Genomic DNA, 19382 nt, shown 5'->3' with positions numbered 1-19382 from the left:
TTTAAAAGTAGTGGTTTAATATAACCATTATTTACAGTCGGTGAATGACGTAGCTTGGTAAGCATCCTGTTTTTGGAAATAGCGGACCAGAGGGTCGGAGATTCCTTCTCTATATAGACTCAGCTCTTCACCGACCACTATTTAAAAATAGTGGTTTAATAAAGCCATTATTTACAGTCGGTGAATAGCGCAGTTTGGTAGCGCATCTGGTTTGGGACCAGAGGGTCGGGGGTTCGAATCCCTCTTCACCGACCACTTATTAGAAGCCTCGTCGAAAGACGGGGGCTTTTTTGCATCAGATGTCTTTCATATTTTGTTGAATAGCATGTTTGGTAGAGCATCACAGCTCTAGGTAAATGGCGGACCAGAGGGTCGGGGTTTCCTGATCTATTAAAAAACTGCTCTTCACCGACCACTTATAAAAAGCCTCGTTGAAAAACGGGGCTTTTTTGCATCAGATGTCTTTCATATTTTGTTGAATAGCATGTTTGGTAGAGCATCACAGCTCTAGGTAAATGGCGGACCAGAGGGGCGGGAGTTCCTGATCTATTAAAAACCAGCTCTTCACCGACCACTTATAAAAAGCCTCGTTGAAAAACGGGGCTTTTTTACATCTGATGTTTATAAACCCTGTGAGTAAATAATACGATTTAAAGTGTTTTTACACAGCCATGTGTTGGTATTTATGACGTTAGCTTTTCCCATCCATCACACTGTGCCGTAACACCTTTGGTGATCCTTTCAACAGTAAATCCTTCTTTCTCCATCAAAGCGGGAAGTCCTTGCTCTCCGATTAAATGAAATGCGCCGACAACAACCATAAACCGTCCAGATTGATAATCTTCTGATTCACTGAGTATTTTTGTCCATTGACGATTCCGAGAAAAAATTAAGGCATCGTTGGTTTCTGGATCAAATTGGGTATCGTTGAATAGTTCGGTAAATTTTTTACTGTCGCCTTGTTTCCATACATTAACTAAACATTTCAGTGCTTGCTCTGTTTGTTGCCAGTTATTGATGGTCTCTAACAACATGTTAGTGCCATTTTCAGGTAAGTTTTGAAGCAGGTTTAATTGATGCTCAACCGTTTCAAATGCCTTAATTGGTAGATTTTGCTGCTGCGCTCTTTTCAATAACACATAATCGATACCCTGATCGGTCGATAGATTTTGTTGCTTAGCGAGTGCAAGCTGGAGATAAGTTGCTGTCAACCATGGTGGCTGAGCAATAAGGTGTTCATAAGGAAGTTGTAGTGATGTTGTGATTATTTGAAGCGTTTGGAGTTGTTCGGAATTGAGTTTGTCTTGGGTTAATGGTGGCTGGTATTGTTCGATGGTCGATGTTGATTGAGTTAGTATATTGGCTTCAACAATTAATGCATCAGCATTTTTCCATTGCGTTAAAAAAGCCTTTGGTAATGGAAACATGTCTTTCTCACCCGCATGTATTGAACCTAATACATAGAACTGGCGTTGCGTGTCATAAATTTTCCAAACAATGGGCTCTGCGAATGCATGATGAGAAATAAATGGCAGCAGCACCAGAATTTTTGAAAGTAAAGATCTAAACATTCATCGCCTTAAAATAAGAAATTATACGTTTTCTTAGTTATAACAAAATATTCCTGATTAGTAATAAAAAAGGCTACTGAGAGTAGCCTTTGGTATTAGTTTGGTTAACTAAGGCTAGGGTGAAGCCAGAACCACCAAATAATTAATGCAATAGCAGCAATGCCTAATAACAAGCACATACTATTTCTCCTGTGCTGATTTAGCTTGGTAGCTAGGTTTAAATAAGCGAAGTCGATTGGCATTGGTAACTACCGTTATGGATGATAACGCCATGGCAGCCCCCGCAATGACTGGGCTGAGTAATGCACCCGTGAGTGGGTACAATACACCTGCAGCAATAGGAATACCTAAGCTATTGTAAATAAAGGCACCAAATAGGTTTTCTTTCATATTTCGCAAGGTTGCTTTAGACAACTCTAAGGCATCAACCACCCCATGAAGAGAGTGACGCATTAATGTAAATTGCGCACTTTCTATCGCAACATCAGTGCCACTTCCCATCGCAATCCCGACTTCTGCCAATGCAAGAGCTGGAGCATCGTTGATGCCATCACCGACCATTGCGACTCGATTACCTTGCTGTTGAAGCTGTTTTATTTGCGCCGCTTTACCATCGGGTAGCACATCAGCAACTACATCCGTAATGCCTAATTTAGTCGCGATAACTTGCGCTGTTTTATAACTGTCACCCGTTAGCATCACAACAGTCAGACCCATTTTTTGCATTCGTTTAACCGCACTTAGTGAGTCACTACGTAGAGGATCGCTAATGCCAATAATTCCGATAAGTTGGTTATTTTTCGCTAAGTAAACAGGTGTTGCGCCTTGAGAGGCGATATTATCAAAGTCAGTTTGGGCTTGATTGATATCAACATTGTATTGGGTCATTAATTTTTTATTTCCCAGTATCACGCTGCTTGTATCAATAGTGCCTGACACACCCATACCTGCAATGGCTTTAAATTCTGTTACTCGACTGAGAGTCAGATCTTTTTGTTTCGCTGATTCAATAATAGCGTTCGCTAAAGGATGCTCCGAACCTTGTTCTAAGGTAGCGGTTAATTGTAATAGCTGATCTTCAGTAAGAGTGGTATAGCTCTGAATACTTACCACTTGTGGCTTTCCTTCAGTGAGCGTACCTGTTTTATCTAACACAACAGTATTGATGTTGGCTGCTTGCTGCATAGCTTCAGCATCACGAATTAAAATTCCTAGCTCTGCTGCGCGTCCAACTCCTACAGTCACTGACATTGGTGTAGCGAGCCCTAATGCACAAGGACAAGCAATGATAAGTACGGTTGTCGCTGCGACTAACATATAAACCGATGACGGTGCTGGACCGAAGTAGTACCACACCATGGCAGTAATGATGGCGATGATCATGACACTTGGCACAAAGATACTTGAAATAGTATCAGCTAAGCGTGCAAGTGCAGGTTTACTGCTTTGAGCTTGACGAACGAGTTGGATAATTCGAGCTAGCATTGTATCGCTGCCAATATGCTCAGCTTTAAAGAGTAATGCTCCTTGCTGGTTGATAGTCCCTGCTCTGATTTTGTCACCATTCTGTTTGTGAACAGCAAGAGGCTCACCCGTTAGCATGGATTCATCTATATAGGTATTACCTTCAATAACGACACCGTCAACAGCGACTTTTGCACCAGGGCGAAGACGTAACGTCATCCCACTTTTTATTTCATTAAGTGGACGCTCACTTTCCACGCCGTTTTCAACTACGATAGCCGTTTGTGGTTGTAGATCGATTAAACGCTCTAATGCTTTCGATGTTTGACTACGGGCGCGAGCTTCAAGGGCATGGCCTAATGTAATTAAACCTATAATCATGGCTGTTGCTTCGAAATACACATGGCGAGCAGCAGCTGGAAACATATCAGGTTTAAGCACAACTAACATTGAAAATAGCCAAGCAGCACCGGTCCCCAGCGCAACTAATGTATCCATAGTAGCGCGATGATGTTTAAATGCTTTCCAACTATTGAGATAGAAATCTTTACCAACAGTTACGATCAATAATAGGGTGATTAAGCCAACAAATCCCCATGCCAATTGGCTGGTGGTTGAGTCGATCATCATACTACCGCCAAAGATCCCCCAAGCCATCATAGGAACCCCTAAGCCAAGTGCAATAAATGCATTTCTTAAGTGTGTTTTGAATGTTTGAGTATTTTGTTGTTGTTGACGATGACGTCGAGTTTGTTCATCTTCACTGATTTCAGCGCCATAACCGGCTGCAGTAATAGCGGTAATAACGGCTTTTATATCAGGATTACCTGAGATAAGTGCTGTACGCTCCGCAAGGTTTACACTGACGGTATCAACACCTGTAACTTGCTTAATCGCTTTTTCAACAGAGGCGACACAACTGGCACATGTCATACCTGATAACAGTAACTGTTGAACCTGAGAACTTTCAGATGAGAGAAGAGCATTTAGCGCTTTATCATCCTTGTTCTCTTGCTCATTGGTGTTTACTGGTTGAGCTAATTTGTCATCTATAGTTGTTTGTGTTGCTTGGTAGCCAGCCTCTGTAATAATGGAAATGACATCTTCTGCAGTAAGTATTGTTCTAATTTCTGCATGCGTTTTATCTAAAGCAAGGATTTTGATCTGATCATTGGCTTTTAGTTTCTCTGTCAATTTGGCAACGCACTTTCCGCATGAAAGCCCTGATAGAGTAAACATCAGTGTGTCTTTTTCTAATTCCGACGAAGCAGGTATTACTTGATAACCCAGTGATGTAATAATATCGGTAAGTGTTTGCTCACTTAGAGAGCCCGTTATATCAGCTGTTTCTTTCGTTATACTAGCGCTGAAAATATCATTCCGGCTTGCTAGTGCGGCTTCAACTTTAGCCACGCATCGACCACATGATAAACCAGCTAGTGCAAGTTGATAGTGGAAACCGACGTGATAGCCTAATGCATTGATCTTTTCAGACATTGTTTTTAGTGGGCTTTCACTATTTACAGTAATTTGCTTTGTATCTATATCGATAATTTGGCAGTCGGGCAATGTTGCTAAAGCTGAACGTATTTTATTTACGCAGCTCATGCAATGGACGTTCGCGAGTGGGAGAGTAATAGCATTCATTTTGAGCCCTTACGCCTTACTATATTTAAAGGATGAAGTAAGAATAAACCTTCCAGTTACTGTAAGGTCAAGGTATGTTTGGTGTATTTTAAAGAATAGATAAAACGTGGAAGGATAAAGATGATTAATATAAGTGAAGTCGCTGAAAAAACAGGGCTAACAGCAAAAACTATTCGGTTTTATGAAGCGAAAGGTGTGATAAGCCCAGCTCCTAGAGGTGCTAATGGATATCGTTATTATAATCAAAACCATATTTCAGAGTTACTGTTGATCAAACGTTCTCGAATGATTGGATTTTCTCTTGATGAATGCCGTGATTTATTAACGTTATCAATGAACTCAAGTCGTCAGAGTCGTGATGTAAAACAAAAGGCGGAAGAAAAGTTAAAAGAGATAGATATTAAGATTAATGAATTACTACAGATGAAGAAAACACTAGAAGCATTAACGAAGCAATGTCCTGGAGATAAAAATTCAACCTGTCCGATATTGGAAGGGTTAGTACAACAAGAATAAACAGGCGCTAGAAAATTAGCACCTGTTATTAATTCTGATTATGAATTACTGTCAGTCATTGCAAGTGTGCCGTCGTAAGGGATCACTTGTAGCTTGGGTTTTGGATGCTTTGTGAAAATCACAAGTTCATCTTTATTCAGTCTTTGTAACGAAAGCTGGTACCAAAAACGTTTATTTGCAAAGTTTAAGCTCTCTATCGAAGAATCAGTAATTTTCTTGGTGTGATCTTCATTACTGGTGATTAATATTGCCGCATTGCCAAAAGCGTAAAAATACAGTCCTTTTAATACGGTATAGCCATTATCTTGTTTTGGGTCGGGATAGTCTATTAAGGTGTATTGACCAAATTTACAACTGCCGAACTGTTCATGGCCGGGAGTGGTTAATTTATAGTTAAAGTCGCAACCCATACCGTTAATAATTGGAAATAACATCAGAGCAACTAAGGCCATGATGATGTATTTAATTTTTTTCATACAGTTTACCTGCTGAATCTATATATATAGTGCCTTTCGATGGCAGGTTTTTAGGCAATTCATTTAAGTTAAGAAGCTCTATATTACCACAGATCTGCTGATTATTAACGGATACACAGGGTGGTGTTTGCCAACTACTGGTCCAAAGTCCTATCCATGCTAATAATGCAATCATGGATATACCACAACCAATTTTTGCTATCTTTGATAACGGTTGTTTTGCTGTGGTGTCATTTTTCTGCTCACCGTTATTATCCAATAATGCAGTTACATTCTCTTCTTTATTTAAAGATGCGGTTGCACTTTGGCTAGTCGTTATATGGTCACTGTCTGATACGATCTCTGGTTGGATTTTATGCTGTATAAAAGTGTTTTTAGCAATCGTAAATCCAGCCCCTTTTATCGTAATGATAATTTCATTTTTTGTTTTAAAAGCTTTGCGTAAATTAGCGATAGCAACATTTAATGAGTTAGGTACAACGACTTTATCAGGCCAACCGATCTCCAGTAATTTATCGCGGCTAATAATCTCACCATTATTATCAATTAAGTATTGTAGTATTTTTGTCTCACTAGCACTGAGTTTGGTTGTAGTATCAGGTGTAGAATAAGCGCTTTTTTGGGGTTCAAAGCTATCTTTACCCTGCTTATATATAATCATTGATTTACCTATTCACTATCTACAAAAGACCATAGTCGCCTTTTAACGTATTTATCATTGTTATTATTTATAGTGCTAAATGTATCTTGGCGCAGCGGGATAAACTACGCAATTTTTAGCAGTTACTCTGTCTAAATTGAAGACTTAAGTAACATGTATTGGATGAAAGAAAAACAAAAAATAATCCAGTATCTTTTTTGTCAGCATTGATGCTAACAAAAAAATTTATTTATGGAAGAGATAATAAAAGTAGCAGATACCACATTGTGCAGATAAATTAATCTTTGAACGTTTTTTGATAATTCAATACACCTATATAAAGTAATGTTTTTAGATGGCTGGAATCATAAAAAAGAACTATTTAATTATTTGTTTTTTATTGCTTTATGTTTTTTTACATGGTTTTTTTATCTTTTTTTAGAACTGTTTTTTCTAGATGAATTGTTTTGTATTTTCCTTTATCTCCTTTTTTTTCTGAAAAAACTATTTTTCAGAAGTCCGATTTTTTTTGTGGTGAAAAACACAAAATAATTGTGAACATCATTTTTTATTACTTGCCATAACATCGTATTCGTCACAAAATACACCCCGTTCCTGACAATAACTGCTTTGCGATACACATTAAAAAAATAGTACGCACTACATAAAGCAGACTTAAAAAGTTTAAGCATTACTCAATGGAGTTAAACATGAAATTGAAATCTCTATCTCTATCTGTACTAGCAGCTTTATCTCTAGGTGTTGCTACATCTGCTACGGCAGCTGATGCAACTACTAGCACTACAGCTACAGCGCCTGCACAAACTGCTCCTTCTTACGATCAATCTGGTTTCTGGGTTGGTGGCGCACTAGGTATGGGTTACGTATCTAACAGCGATATTTCTAAGTTCCCTGGTTCTGCAAACGGTGAAGCACCAAGTGTTAAACTAGATGCTGGTTACGACTTCAACCAATACTTCGGTATCTACGGTAGCTACGATTACATGCATGATCTAGGTAATGCTGACATGCACCTAGGTACTTTGGGTGTGAAAGGTAACCTACCTCTAACTCAAAAACTATCTGCGTTCGGTAAGTTAGGTGCTACATACATCTACGCTGATAACAAGAACTTTGCAAACAACGCGCTACACATGAAGTCTGACAGCTTCTCACCAACAGTTGGTCTAGGTCTGTCTTACCAAATCACTCATGCACTATCTACTCAAATCGGTGCTGATTACTACCAAGACCTACGTACTTCACACGGTCACGCTGATCTAACTCAAGCGTACTGGGGTATGACTTACAAGTTCGGTCAACCAGCAACTCCAATGGTTGTTACTAACAACGTTGAAGTAGTTAAAGAAGTAGCTGTTGAGTCTCAAGTACCAACTCGTTCTTCTTACGTTCTACCATACCAAAATGGTCAAACTAAGCTAAATGACTACGGCCGTTACAACCTAGGTGAAGTTATTGCAACTATGCAAGCTAACCCAGAAGTTAACGCTCAAATCATTGGTCGTGCAGACAAAGTTGGCTCTGCTGCAGTTAACGAAAAAGTTTCTGCAGAGCGTGCAGCAAACGTTGCTAAATACCTAGAAGCTAACGGTATCGACGCATCTCGTCTAACTGTTTCTTCTGTAGGTTACAACAACCCACTTAAAACTGACTCTGCGACTAATACTAACTACGTTCAGCGTTCAGTACAGATCATCCTTAAGTAATTAAGACTGATCCACATCTATCTAGTATTTTATTACTAAGATAAATTAATGCCGGTGATATTTTCACCGGCATTATTTTTTTAATCACATTCTCATTAAATCACTTTTAATTCGTCGCGCTTAATGCGGAGGACTGTGTACGTCAAGCGTAAGCGATTTAATTAGAATGAATTAAGATATGTTGTAAGGACTAATAATGAAAAAAACAACGTTATGTTTATTAGCATTAATGACCATTTCATTAACTGGGTGCTTTTCCAACCAGCAATTTGAAAAATCAGCACAAATGGTTGGTGATTGGAAACTAAAAGGTGGAGTTGAGATTCCCGGTATTACAAAGCATCGACCATCATTAAATATTGAATCAAACATGAAGGTAACAGGTTTTACCGGTTGTAATGTTTTTAAAGGTAAGGTTGAGCCAGTCGGTGATTTTTCGCTTCCATTTGTCACGCGCAAAATGTGTTTACCTGAGTTAGTTAAACAAGAAAATAATATGCTAAATGTGTTACGCAGTGCGACAAGTATTGAAGTGATTAACAATAGCCTCATTGTTGATGCTGGCGATAAGTTTTTGGTATTTGAAAAAACTAATGCAAGTTGATTGTCTTATGTGATTTAATTTTATGTAGAGCCCAGCCATTGTGCTGGGCTTTTTTATAAGTAGAACTAAGGATAGAAGATGCCTGTTATCGCGCCAACGCAAGTCGTATTTACTCAACAACAATGGTTGCTTGATAGTACTGTACTAATGATAAGTCATTCAGGTGACGAAAATTATGTTGTTACCCAGTCGACCCCTTTTCATCCTGTTAGCCATATTTGGCCTGATCATCCTGCTGATCAAGGGATGATTATTCATGCTGATAAACAGTATCAGGTTAACAATTGTGTCGTTGGTGCTATTGAGCTAGCAACAAACAATCTTTTTATTGCCCAAGACATTCCGGTTAAACGGGATACGGAAGGATGGGTGTTTGTTGTTGTTCATATTATTACAGGAACAATAGACTTTGATATTGGCGATACAGTGACATTGTCTGTTGATAGGGAATATCAGCAAAGTTTGAGTCGTGGACATAGTGCGGGGCATTTATCTTCTTTAGCGTTAAATAAAGTTCTTCATAATGACTTCTGGCGAAAAGAGCCGACTCGTAGAGATGAGCTTGGTTTCTATGATTTTCATAGCTATGCCCAAGAAAAAAGTGAAGTGACGCCCGATCTCAGTACTGACACGTATCGTTTAGGTAAAACATTACGTAAGCGTGGGCTAAACAGCGCAGATCTACTAGCAGAACTTAATGTTGTAGCTGAGCGTATTAATCTGCAACTCAGTGATTGGGTAGCATTAAAAACTGCTGTGGTAATGAGGCGAGAAGGTGATCATCTGACAGATTCGCGTTATTGGCAATGTAATTTAGGCTCTGAGGGCGTTATTGAGATCCCTTGTGGTGGAACTCATATTTTATCTTTATCTGAATATCAATCAGTTACCGTTAATTTTAAAGTGAATTCAGATCAAGAGATTGTGATGTATACCAAGAGTGTGAAAGCGTAATATTAAACGTTTATTTAGATTTTATTCTCTGAGTTATGCTTATAAAGATAAAGATCCTAATTTATATAATTCATGATCATTGTGTTTTAATATTATTTATTGGATTTATATCCTGTTTAAAATCCAAATACAGAATATGTAACTTATGCTTTCGGGAAGTGTATTGATAAATGTTCTTTTGATACCTGTTAGCTGATCAGGTTTGTTTTAAAAGAAGATCACCACTAAGCATGTTGATCATCGTGTTGATCTAAATTGATTGTTTTATGATTGTCGAATAATGGAAAAAACTTATTTATGATAATTCTTTGTGATGAAGATGAAGTTCTACGCGCAAGATAATTGTATTTCTGATTACCGCACTTAATAATCATTCGAAGATGTAAATTTTGTACAGAGGTCGAAGAGCATGGCTGATAACGTTGAAAATATTTGTCCGCAATGTAGCAGCTTATTAAGTTGGAAAGATCACGGCTATTTTTGCGATTTTTGCCAACAACAAGTTGAGAAACATGTATTTTGTCCTGATTGCAATGAGCAGTTAGAAAGATTACAAGCGTGTGGTTCTGCAAGTTATTTTTGTAATCATTGCAATGAGTTAAAGTCTAAATCTCGGGTTAAGGTACAATTTGAAATGCGTGCTGAGACACGCTAAATAGAATGTATAAAAAATGGCGCTAAATAGCGCCATTTTTGTTAACAGATACTATGGTTATTTGATAACACAGGAATGGATATCACCATCCGTTACTGTGGTGATAAGTTTATCCCCCTGCTGAACTTGTGATGTATTTCTGATTAGATCACCTTGCTCATTTCGAGTAATAGAATAACCACGGGCCAAAGTTGCTAGTGGGCTTACTGTTTCTAGTTTTTCTGCCGCCACCGCTAATTTATGTTTTGCATTTAGCAGCTTACGGTCTAAAGCATCATAGAATCTTCGTTCACTCCGCTCTAAATTTCGTTGTGCATTGCTTACTAACGTAGCGGGGGAGTAAAGTGATATTTTATAGTTATTACTATCGATATGTTGTTGATGCTTTTGTAATTTTTTCTGCATTGCTTGAACTAAGCGTTGACTAATTTCATCAAGATGTTGCTGCTGCTGATTTAAACGAAGCTGTGGATGCTGACGCTCTAAACGGTGTTGTAGTTGAGTTGCTTGGCGCAAAGAGTGTGATAAATACGACCTGACGGCATGGCGCAATTGTTGTTTTTTACGATCGAGTAATTGTGTTTGGTGAGTCATATCGCGACTGATCAACTCAGCGGCAGCAGAAGGTGTTGGTGCACGGACATCGGCAACAAAATCAGCGATAGTGACGTCGACCTCATGGCCAACCGCACTGACAATGGGGATCTGGCTAGCGGCAATGGTTCGCGCGACAATTTCTTCATTAAATGCCCAAAGATCTTCCAGTGAACCGCCACCTCGACCGACAATTAATACATCACATTCCTGTCTAGCATTGGCTCGACCAATCGCTTGTGCAATAGAAATTGCAGAGCCTTCGCCTTGTACCATGGTTGGATAAATCACAATGGGTAAACTCGGATCGCGACGTTGCAAAACGTGTAAAATGTCGTGCAGAGCCGCGCCTGTTTTTGAGGTAATAATACCTACTCGTTTAGGTTGTTCTGGCAGCGTTTTTTTGAGTGATTGCGCAAATAAACCTTCCGCTGCTAACGACATTTTTAATTGTTCAAATTGCTGTTGTAAGCGACCATCGCCTTCTGGCTGCATACTTTCAATGATCAGCTGATAATCACCACGTGGTTCATATAATGACAAACGCGCCTTAACTAATACTTGATTACCATTGGCAGGTTTAAAGGTCACATGTCGATTACTGCCTTTAAACATGGCACATTTAACTTGGGCACGTGAATCTTTCAGGGTGAAATACCAATGACCAGAAACGGGCATCGAAAAATTAGATAACTCACCAATAAGCCACACTACACCCATTTCATTTTCAAGTACGAGACGTACTTGTGCATTTAAGCTAGAAACCGTGTAAATACGACTATTCGTTTGGCTTTGAGGGGAAAAAGTGGTCACTAGGAATGGTACCTGCTATCGAATGAAGTAGTAGGCAGGCGGTCAAAATAAAACCGAATAAGACATAAAGTATACAGGCAGATCAATGGACAGATCTTGGCCGTATTTCCTTGACCGCATCACCGGATAGTTAACCGAAATATATTACTTATCAATTAAAATGTGTCAAGAAAAAAAATTAAAAAAAATCTAGCCAAACGTTTGCTTCATACGTATAATTCGACCGCAATATTTTATCCTTCTTTAAACCCCTATTCGGTGTGAGATATTGCAATGTTACGAATTAAACAAGAAGCTTTAACCTTCGATGATGTTTTGCTGGTTCCTGCCCATTCAACCGTTCTACCTAACACTGCCGATCTGCGCACTCAACTGACAAAAGATATTTCTCTTAATATCCCAATGGTGTCAGCGTCAATGGATACTGTGACTGAAGGTCGCTTAGCTATCGGTCTTGCTCAAGAAGGTGGTATCGGTTTCATTCACAAAAATATGTCTATCGAACAGCAGGCGGATCAAGTTCGCATGGTGAAAAAGTTCGAAGCAGGTGTTGTTTCTGAACCTGTGACTGTTAAACCTACCGCAACGATTGCTGATGTTAAGCGATTAACAGAGCAGAACGGTTTTGCTGGTTACCCTGTAGTAACAGATAGCAATGAGTTAGTTGGTATTATTACAGGTCGTGATGTTCGATTTGTTACTGATCTTTCAAAGACAGTTGAAGAAGTGATGACATCTAAAGCAGATTTAGCATCGGCTAAAGAAGGCGCATCTCGTGAAGAAGTTGAAGCTATCATGCAACAACACCGTGTTGAAAAGGTGTTACTTGTTGATGATGAATTCCGCCTTAAAGGCATGATTACTGCAAAAGACTTCCAAAAAGCAGAACGTAAACCTAATGCTTGTAAAGACGAGCGCGGCCGCTTACGTGTAGGTGCTGCGGTTGGTGCTGGTGCTGGTAATGAAGAGCGTGTAGCTGCTTTGGTTGAAGCTGGCGTAGACGTACTGCTTATCGATTCTTCACACGGTCACTCTGAAGGCGTTCTACAACGTATTCGTGAAACGCGTGCGGCATTCCCTAATCTTCCAATTGTTGGCGGTAATGTCGCTACGGCTGAAGGTGCGCGTGCTCTTATTGAAGCAGGTGTGAGTGCAGTAAAAGTTGGTATCGGCCCTGGTTCAATCTGTACAACTCGTATTGTTACAGGTGTTGGTGTTCCACAAATTACCGCAATTTCAGAAGCGGCATCTGTTGCTGATCAATACGGTATTCCTGTTATTGCTGATGGCGGTATTCGTTACTCTGGTGATATGTGTAAAGCGATTGCCGCTGGTGCATCATGTGTAATGGTAGGTTCTATGTTTGCTGGTACTGAAGAAGCACCGGGTGAAGTTGAACTATACCAAGGTCGTTCATACAAATCATACCGTGGCATGGGTTCACTAGGCGCAATGTCAAAAGGTTCTTCTGACCGTTATTTCCAAACTGATAATGCGGCTGACAAATTGGTACCAGAAGGTATTGAAGGCCGTGTTGCTTATAAAGGTTACCTAAAAGAAATCGTTCACCAACAAATGGGTGGCTTACGCTCAAGCATGGGCCTAACGGGCTCAGCAACGATTGAAGAGCTTCGTACTAAAGCTGAATTTGTACGTATTTCAGGGGCTGGCATGAAAGAGTCACACGTTCATGATGTGACTATTACTAAAGAAGCACCTAATTACCGTATGGGTTAATTGTTACCCACTCATCTTTGGGTTTAACTATTACGTCAGTAAGAAATAACATCGGGAGCAGAGCCTTTGCTCCCAATATATAAAATTATTCGAGAACATTCACTAATGACCATGACCACAAATATTCATGAACAACGTATCCTTATTTTGGACTTTGGCTCTCAATATACACAGCTAATCGCCCGTCGTATTCGCGAAATTGGTGTGTACTGTGAACTTTGGAGCTGGGATGTTGATGAAGCCGATATCCGTGAATTTGCGCCAAACGGTATTATTCTTTCTGGTGGTCCTGAAAGTGTAACGGAAGCCGGTTCTCCACGTGCACCACAATATGTATTTGAAGCAGGTGTACCTGTATTTGGTGTGTGCTACGGCATGCAAACCATGGCTGAGCAGTTAGGCGGTAAAGTTGCAGGTTCATCTGAGCGTGAATTTGGTTACGCACAAGTTAAAATTGTTGAACCAACACATTTCCTTGAAGGTATTCAAGACGCAACAGCCGAAGACGGCACACCATTAATGGATGTGTGGATGAGCCATGGCGATAAAGTGGTAGAAATCCCGTCAGATTTTATCAAAATTGCAGAAACAGAAACGTGCCCATTTGCAGCAATGGCGAATGAAGAGAAGCGTTTTTACGGTGTTCAGTTTCACCCTGAAGTGACGCATACACGTCAAGGTATGAAGTTAATTGAGAACTTCGTAATGAATATCTGTGGCTGTGAAAAGCTATGGACATCAGCAAATATCATTGAAGATGCTATTGCTCGTATTAAAGAGCAAGTGGGTGACGATGAAGTGATTCTTGGCCTTTCTGGCGGCGTAGACTCATCAGTTGTTGCTATGCTTATTCACCGTGCGATTGGCGACAAGCTAACGTGTGTATTTGTTGATAACGGCCTGCTTCGTTTAAATGAAGGTCAACAAGTGATGGACATGTTTGGCGATAAATTTGGTTTAAATATTGTTCATGTTCAAGCTGAGGATCGTTTCTTATCAGCACTTGCAGGTATTGATGAGCCAGAAGCGAAACGTAAGAAGATTGGGCATGTATTCGTTGACGTATTTGATGAAGAATCTAAGAAACTAAAAAATGCGAAGTGGTTAGCACAAGGGACGATTTACCCTGATGTGATTGAATCTGCAGCATCGAAAACAGGCAAAGCACACGTGATTAAATCTCACCATAACGTAGGTGGTCTACCAGACGATATGGAAATGGGTCTAGTTGAGCCATTAAAAGAGCTATTTAAAGATGAAGTGCGTAAGATCGGTCTTGAGTTAGGCCTACCTTACAACATGCTTTACCGCCACCCATTCCCTGGGCCTGGTTTAGGTGTACGCGTTCTAGGTGAAGTGAAGAAAGAGTATTGTGATTTACTTCGTCGTGCAGATGCTATCTTCATTGAAGAGCTTCACAAAGCCGATCTTTACAACAAAGTATCACAAGCATTTACCGTGTTCCTACCCGTTCGCTCTGTTGGCGTAATGGGTGACGGTCGTAAATATGATTGGGTTGTATCGTTACGTGCAGTAGAAACAATCGACTTTATGACAGCACACTGGGCACACCTGCCTTACGACTTCCTTGGCAAAGTATCGAACCGTATTATCAACGAAGTCGATGGTATTTCTCGTGTGGTTTACGATATTTCAGGTAAGCCGCCAGCAACGATTGAGTGGGAATAATCTCTCTTACTGAAAAATACTGAGCAAACATCAAACCCTAGTAAGGTGACTTACTAGGGTTTTTTATTGCTCATATTTTATAGATATCCATTCAAATGAAGATGAAAATGAGGAAAGACATGCTTCACGTAAGGTTACTTGTTGGAGGGGATTTTCTAGAGGTATAACTAAGCGATTGAGACTTGTTTTGTATTTGTTGGTGCTTATGTTTTTAATTGTTTACTGAGTTGTTGCTTTATTGTTTATGGTTAATGCTTGGTTACAATCTTCCGTAATAAGGTTTAGTTATTCGTTAGGTGATATGGCTTTTTTTTTATTGTATTTCGCTACAATCACCCGACCTAAATTCAGCCGTAGTAGCTGAAAGGCAAAACAATGAGACTTACTAAAGTAAGTCCACTTTGCAGACGTAACCAATATGGGGGCACGGAGTTGCCATGAACGAAAAAACATTAAATCAAGCACCGAAGCCATCAAGTGCTATGGATAAGTTTTTAAATGGTATTGAGCGAGCAGGTAATAAGATCCCAGATCCTGCTTTATTATTCTTTTGGGGATTAATCGCAGTTTGGGTACTTTCCGCGATTATGTCTCAGTTTGACTTTGGTTTAGTTCACCCTGTTACACAACAAGTTGTACAAGTAAACAATCTTTTAACAGGTGATGCGTTGGCGAGTTTCCTTGCCAATATGGTGAAGAATTTCACTGGCTTTGCCCCATTAGGTATTGTACTGGTGGCAATGTTAGGTGTTGGTGTTGCTGAAGCTTCTGGCTTTATCAATACCGGCCTAAAGAAGATGCTGAATGTGACCCCTGCTAAACTATTAACGCCAATGTTAATTTTAGTTGCGATTGTTTCACATACTGCAGCTGATGCGGGTTATGTTCTGGTTATTCCACTAGGTGGTATTATTTTCCATGCGGCAGGTCGTCACCCATTAGCGGGTATTGCGGCTGCATTCGCTGGCGTATCAGGTGGTTTCTCAGCAAACTTTATTCCGTCTGGTATTGACCCATTACTAGCAGGCTTTACCCAAGAAGCTGCACGTATTATGGATCCTAGCTACATTGTGAACCCACTAGCGAACTTAATGTTCACTGGTTTATCATCTATCGTGATCATTGGTATCGGTTGGTACATTACAGATAAAGTGATTGAGCCTCGTTTAAGTAAAACAGCTATCGATGAAGATGCGGAAGAAGCACCTGATATGGGCTCTTTCACTGAACTTGAAAGCAAAGCATTTTCTTACGCGGGTTGGGCAATGGTTGCTGGTATCGTACTATTAGTTGCAGCGGTATGGCCAGAATCATCACCACTGCGTTCCCCAACGGGTGAAATAGCAGCGTTTAATGCACCGGTAATGCAATCAATCGTACCGCTAATCTTTATCCTGTTCGTGATCCCTGGGATCATTTACGGTCGCGTTGCTGGTACCTTTAAGCAAAGCAGCGATGTAATTAAAGCGATGTCTACTACAATGGCTGGTATGGCAGGCTTTATGGTCATGGTCTTTTTCATCGCTCAGTTCCTAGTAGCCTTTACCCAATCTAACCTGGGAACGCTATTAGCACTATCTGGCGCGCAGTTACTGCAAGAAATGAATTTGCCAGGCCAGATAACGATTGTGGGTATGATTTTATTAACGGCGAGTGTTAACTTGTTAGTGGGTTCTGCATCGGCAAAATGGGCACTGATTGGTCCTATCATGGTTCCAATGCTAATGGCGGTAGGAATTTCTCCAGAATTAACGCAAGCGGCATACCGTGTTGGTGACTCTGTATCTAACATCATTTCACCAATGATGGTGTTCTTCCCATTGGTTGTTGTTTACATGCAACGTTATGTGAAGAGTTCTGGTATCGGTACATTAGCGTCAATGATGATGCCATACTCAATTGCAATGTTAGTTGGTTGGACAATTTTCTTACTTGCTTACTGGGCGTTAGGCATTCCTCTAGGTGTACAAGCGCCATACACATACAGCTTATAATTTAAGTGACTGAACATTTAAATTTGAGCAGATAAAAGAAAAGCCTCGCTAAGAATAGTGAGGCTTTTTTCTATTTAGCATCTGAAGATATTATGTGAATACTTCAGTATGACACGCATACTCATTACTTGTTGAAGTGCTCTACGTGGAAACGTAAGTGATCTTCAATAAATGTTGCCATAAAGTAGTAGCTATGGTCGTAACCATCTTGCATGCGAATTTCTACCGGGTAGTTATTTGCTTTTGCAGCGGCAGCTAGACTTTCGGTACGAAGTTGACCTTCAATGTAGAAGTTGTCATGAGTACCTTGATCAACCAGCATTGGCAGTTTTTTCTCAGCTTTACGAATTAACTCGCTTGAATCGTATTGCTTCCACGTTTCAGTGTTGCTACCTAAGTAACCAGTGAAGGCTTTTTGACCCCAAGGACAATTCATTGGATTAGCAATTGGGCTAAATGCAGATACTGAAGAAAAACGCTCAGGATTACGCATCGCAATCATCAATGCGCCATGTCCACCCATTGAGTGGCCACTGATTGCACGCTGATCTGATACAGGGAAGTGCGCTTCAACTAATGCTGGTAGCTCATTAACAATGTAATCGTACATGTTGTAATGACGATTCCAAGGTGCTTCTGTTGCGTTCACGTAGAACCCAGCACCTAAACCAAAATCATAGCTACCTGCAGGATCATCTTCTACACCTTCACCGCGTGGGCTAGTATCGGGTGCAACAATGGCAACACCTAATTCTGCTGCGATACGTTGAGCGCCCGCTTTTTGCATGAAGTTTTCATCAGTACACGTTAAGCCTGATAACCAGTAAAGTACTGGTACTTTTTGTCCTGCAGCCGTTTGTGGTGGTAGGAAAATAGCAAAACGCATATCGCAATTAAGTACTTCTGAGCGGTGTGTATATTGTTTATGCCAACCGCCAGCAGTTTTATTACAGCTAATGTTTTCTAAAGGCATGGGATGCTCTCTCAGTCAGATTAGGCGCAGAGATAGGGTACAGAAGATGATCTCTGCGCATTAATTATTATGTAATTATATTCTTATTTATCGAAGTGGATAATAGTACGGATACTTTTACCTTCGTGTAGTAGGTCGAATGCTTCGTTGATTTTGTCTAAGCCCATATTAAATGAGATAAAGTCATCAAGTTGGAATTCACCTGCCATGTAACGATCAACGATACCTGGAAGCTCTGAACGGCCTTTAACACCACCGAATGCAGAACCACGCCATACACGACCTGTTACTAGTTGGAATGGACGAGTAGAGATCTCTTGACCTGCGCCAGCCACACCGATAATTACTGATTCGCCCCAACCTTTATGACAACACTCAAGTGCAGAACGCATTACGTTTACGTTACCAATACACTCGAAAGAGTAATCAACACCGCCGTCAGTCATTTCAACGATCACTTCTTGAATCGGCTTGTCGAACTTCATTGGGTTGATGCAGTCAGTTGCACCTAACTTACGTGCTAATTCGAATTTTTCTTCGTTGATATCAACAGCGATGATGCGGCTTGCTTTCGCCATAGTTGCACCAATAATCGCTGCTAGACCGATACCACCAAGACCGAATACAGCAACAGTGCTACCTTCTTCAACTTTCGCTGTATTAAGTACCGCACCCATACCTGTTGTTACACCACAGCCTAGTAGACAAACTTCTTCTAGTGGTGCTTCTTTGTTGATTTTCGCTAGTGAAATCTCAGGAAGAACAGTGTACTCAGAGAATGTTGAACAACCCATGTAATGGAAGATAGGTTGACCATCTTTGTAGAAACGTGTTGTACCGTCTGGCATTAAGCCTTTACCTTGAGTTTCACGTACTGCCTGACAAAGGTTTGTTTTGCCAGATAGACAGTACTTACACTTACCACATTCTGCTGTGTAAAGTGGAATAACGTGGTCGCCTACTTGAAGATCGGTAACGCCTTCACCAATCATTTCAACAATACCGCCGCCTTCGTGACCAAGAATTGCAGGGAAGATACCTTCTGGATCATCACCTGATAGTGTGAATGCGTCAGTATGACATACGCCAGTTGCAACGATGCGAACGAGAACTTCACCTGCACGAGGAAGCATTACATCAACTTCTTCAACAGAAAGTGGTTGGTTTGGACCCCATGCAATCGCAGCTTTTGATTTGATAAATTTATCAGTCATTATAATTCTCTTCTATTTGTTCTACGTTGTTATTGATATTCGTAGAGAGTAATTAAGTTTAATCGAAATTTCTCTGTCTCGATTCGATGAAGACTATTGTATTTATTTCTGAAT

General features: G+C 40.3%; 15 protein-coding genes and 1 tRNA gene. 9 read left to right on the top strand and 7 right to left on the bottom strand.

What is annotated here, in order from left to right:
- The first annotated feature begins 178 nt into the window (after positions 1-178).
- Positions 179-255 (top strand) — tRNA-Pro (locus tag C9J45_RS02660).
- A gap of 428 nt (positions 256-683) precedes the next feature.
- Here the strand turns inward: C9J45_RS02660 and C9J45_RS02655 are convergent.
- Both C9J45_RS02655 and C9J45_RS02650 read right to left on the bottom strand, forming a co-directional pair.
- Positions 684-1571, bottom strand: a complete 888-nt coding sequence (locus C9J45_RS02655) for a TraB/GumN family protein (protein ID WP_107292113.1) — start codon at positions 1569-1571, stop codon at positions 684-686.
- Positions 1572-1751: 180 nt separating this feature from the next.
- Complete coding sequence (locus tag C9J45_RS02650; protein WP_107292112.1) at positions 1752-4682, bottom strand: copper-translocating P-type ATPase; 2931 nt, start codon at positions 4680-4682, stop codon at positions 1752-1754.
- Between the two features lie 120 nt (positions 4683-4802).
- Here C9J45_RS02650 and cueR point away from each other — a divergent pair, with 120 nt between their 5' ends.
- On the top strand, positions 4803-5198 hold the full coding sequence (gene cueR / locus C9J45_RS02645; RefSeq protein WP_107205396.1) for a Cu(I)-responsive transcriptional regulator: 396 nt from the start codon (positions 4803-4805) through the stop codon (positions 5196-5198).
- A 38-nt stretch (positions 5199-5236) separates the two neighbouring features.
- Here the strand turns inward: cueR and C9J45_RS02640 are convergent, their stop codons facing one another.
- Together C9J45_RS02640 and C9J45_RS02635 are read right to left on the bottom strand one after the other, a co-directional pair.
- Positions 5237-5674: a hypothetical protein gene (locus C9J45_RS02640; protein ID WP_107205397.1), complete on the bottom strand. Its 438-nt coding sequence runs from the start codon at positions 5672-5674 to the stop codon at positions 5237-5239.
- Positions 5661-6335 carry a winged helix-turn-helix domain-containing protein gene (locus tag C9J45_RS02635; protein ID WP_107245689.1) on the bottom strand — a complete coding sequence of 225 codons (675 nt, stop codon included), beginning with the start codon at positions 6333-6335 and terminating at the stop codon, positions 5661-5663. The genes C9J45_RS02640 and C9J45_RS02635 overlap by 14 nt, the downstream gene beginning before the upstream one ends.
- A gap of 689 nt (positions 6336-7024) precedes the next feature.
- Between C9J45_RS02635 and C9J45_RS02630 the strand changes: the two genes are divergently transcribed.
- From C9J45_RS02630 to C9J45_RS02615, 4 genes are all read left to right on the top strand, one after another.
- Entirely contained in the window at positions 7025-8041 is a 1017-nt protein-coding gene (locus C9J45_RS02630; protein ID WP_107205399.1) for an OmpA family protein, read from the top strand.
- Positions 8042-8237: 196 nt separating this feature from the next.
- Positions 8238-8645, top strand: a complete 408-nt coding sequence (locus tag C9J45_RS02625) for an META domain-containing protein (protein ID WP_107205400.1) — start codon at positions 8238-8240, stop codon at positions 8643-8645.
- A gap of 78 nt (positions 8646-8723) precedes the next feature.
- Positions 8724-9599 carry a metal-dependent hydrolase gene (locus tag C9J45_RS02620; protein ID WP_107205401.1) on the top strand — a complete coding sequence of 292 codons (876 nt, stop codon included), beginning with the start codon at positions 8724-8726 and terminating at the stop codon, positions 9597-9599.
- Positions 9600-10008: 409 nt separating this feature from the next.
- Entirely contained in the window at positions 10009-10254 is a 246-nt protein-coding gene (locus tag C9J45_RS02615) for a zinc ribbon domain-containing protein (RefSeq protein WP_045150963.1), read from the top strand.
- 57 nt (positions 10255-10311) lie between these two features.
- On the opposite strand, the gene xseA is transcribed toward C9J45_RS02615, so the two are convergent.
- Complete coding sequence (xseA, locus tag C9J45_RS02610) at positions 10312-11661, bottom strand: exodeoxyribonuclease VII large subunit (protein WP_107292111.1); 1350 nt, start codon at positions 11659-11661, stop codon at positions 10312-10314.
- 273 nt (positions 11662-11934) lie between these two features.
- Here xseA and guaB point away from each other — a divergent pair, with 273 nt between their 5' ends.
- The 3 genes from guaB to C9J45_RS02595 all read left to right on the top strand — a co-directional run bounded on the left by guaB (position 11935) and on the right by C9J45_RS02595 (position 17081).
- On the top strand, positions 11935-13398 hold the full coding sequence (guaB, locus tag C9J45_RS02605; RefSeq protein ID WP_107245683.1) for an IMP dehydrogenase: 1464 nt from the start codon (positions 11935-11937) through the stop codon (positions 13396-13398).
- A gap of 111 nt (positions 13399-13509) precedes the next feature.
- On the top strand, positions 13510-15087 hold the full coding sequence (guaA, locus tag C9J45_RS02600; protein ID WP_107259502.1) for a glutamine-hydrolyzing GMP synthase: 1578 nt from the start codon (positions 13510-13512) through the stop codon (positions 15085-15087).
- Positions 15088-15524: 437 nt separating this feature from the next.
- The gene (locus C9J45_RS02595) at positions 15525-17081 is read left to right on the top strand and encodes an AbgT family transporter (protein WP_107205404.1); all 1557 of its coding nucleotides are present in this window, start codon (positions 15525-15527) and stop codon (positions 17079-17081) included.
- A 124-nt stretch (positions 17082-17205) separates the two neighbouring features.
- Here the strand turns inward: C9J45_RS02595 and fghA are convergent, their stop codons facing one another.
- Positions 17206-18054, bottom strand: a complete 849-nt coding sequence (gene fghA / locus C9J45_RS02590) for an S-formylglutathione hydrolase (protein WP_045129331.1) — start codon at positions 18052-18054, stop codon at positions 17206-17208.
- 83 nt (positions 18055-18137) lie between these two features.
- Positions 18138-19268, bottom strand: coding sequence for an S-(hydroxymethyl)glutathione dehydrogenase/class III alcohol dehydrogenase (locus C9J45_RS02585; protein WP_005370059.1), 1131 nt, complete (start codon positions 19266-19268; stop codon positions 18138-18140).
- Positions 19269-19382: the final 114 nt, after the last annotated feature.

This window comes from Photobacterium sp. GB-1 (genome assembly GCF_003026165.1).
Classification (GTDB): domain Bacteria; phylum Pseudomonadota; class Gammaproteobacteria; order Enterobacterales; family Vibrionaceae; genus Photobacterium.
The sequence above is the reverse complement of the archived record's forward strand: the minus strand, read 5'-3'. Positions and strand labels throughout refer to the sequence as shown.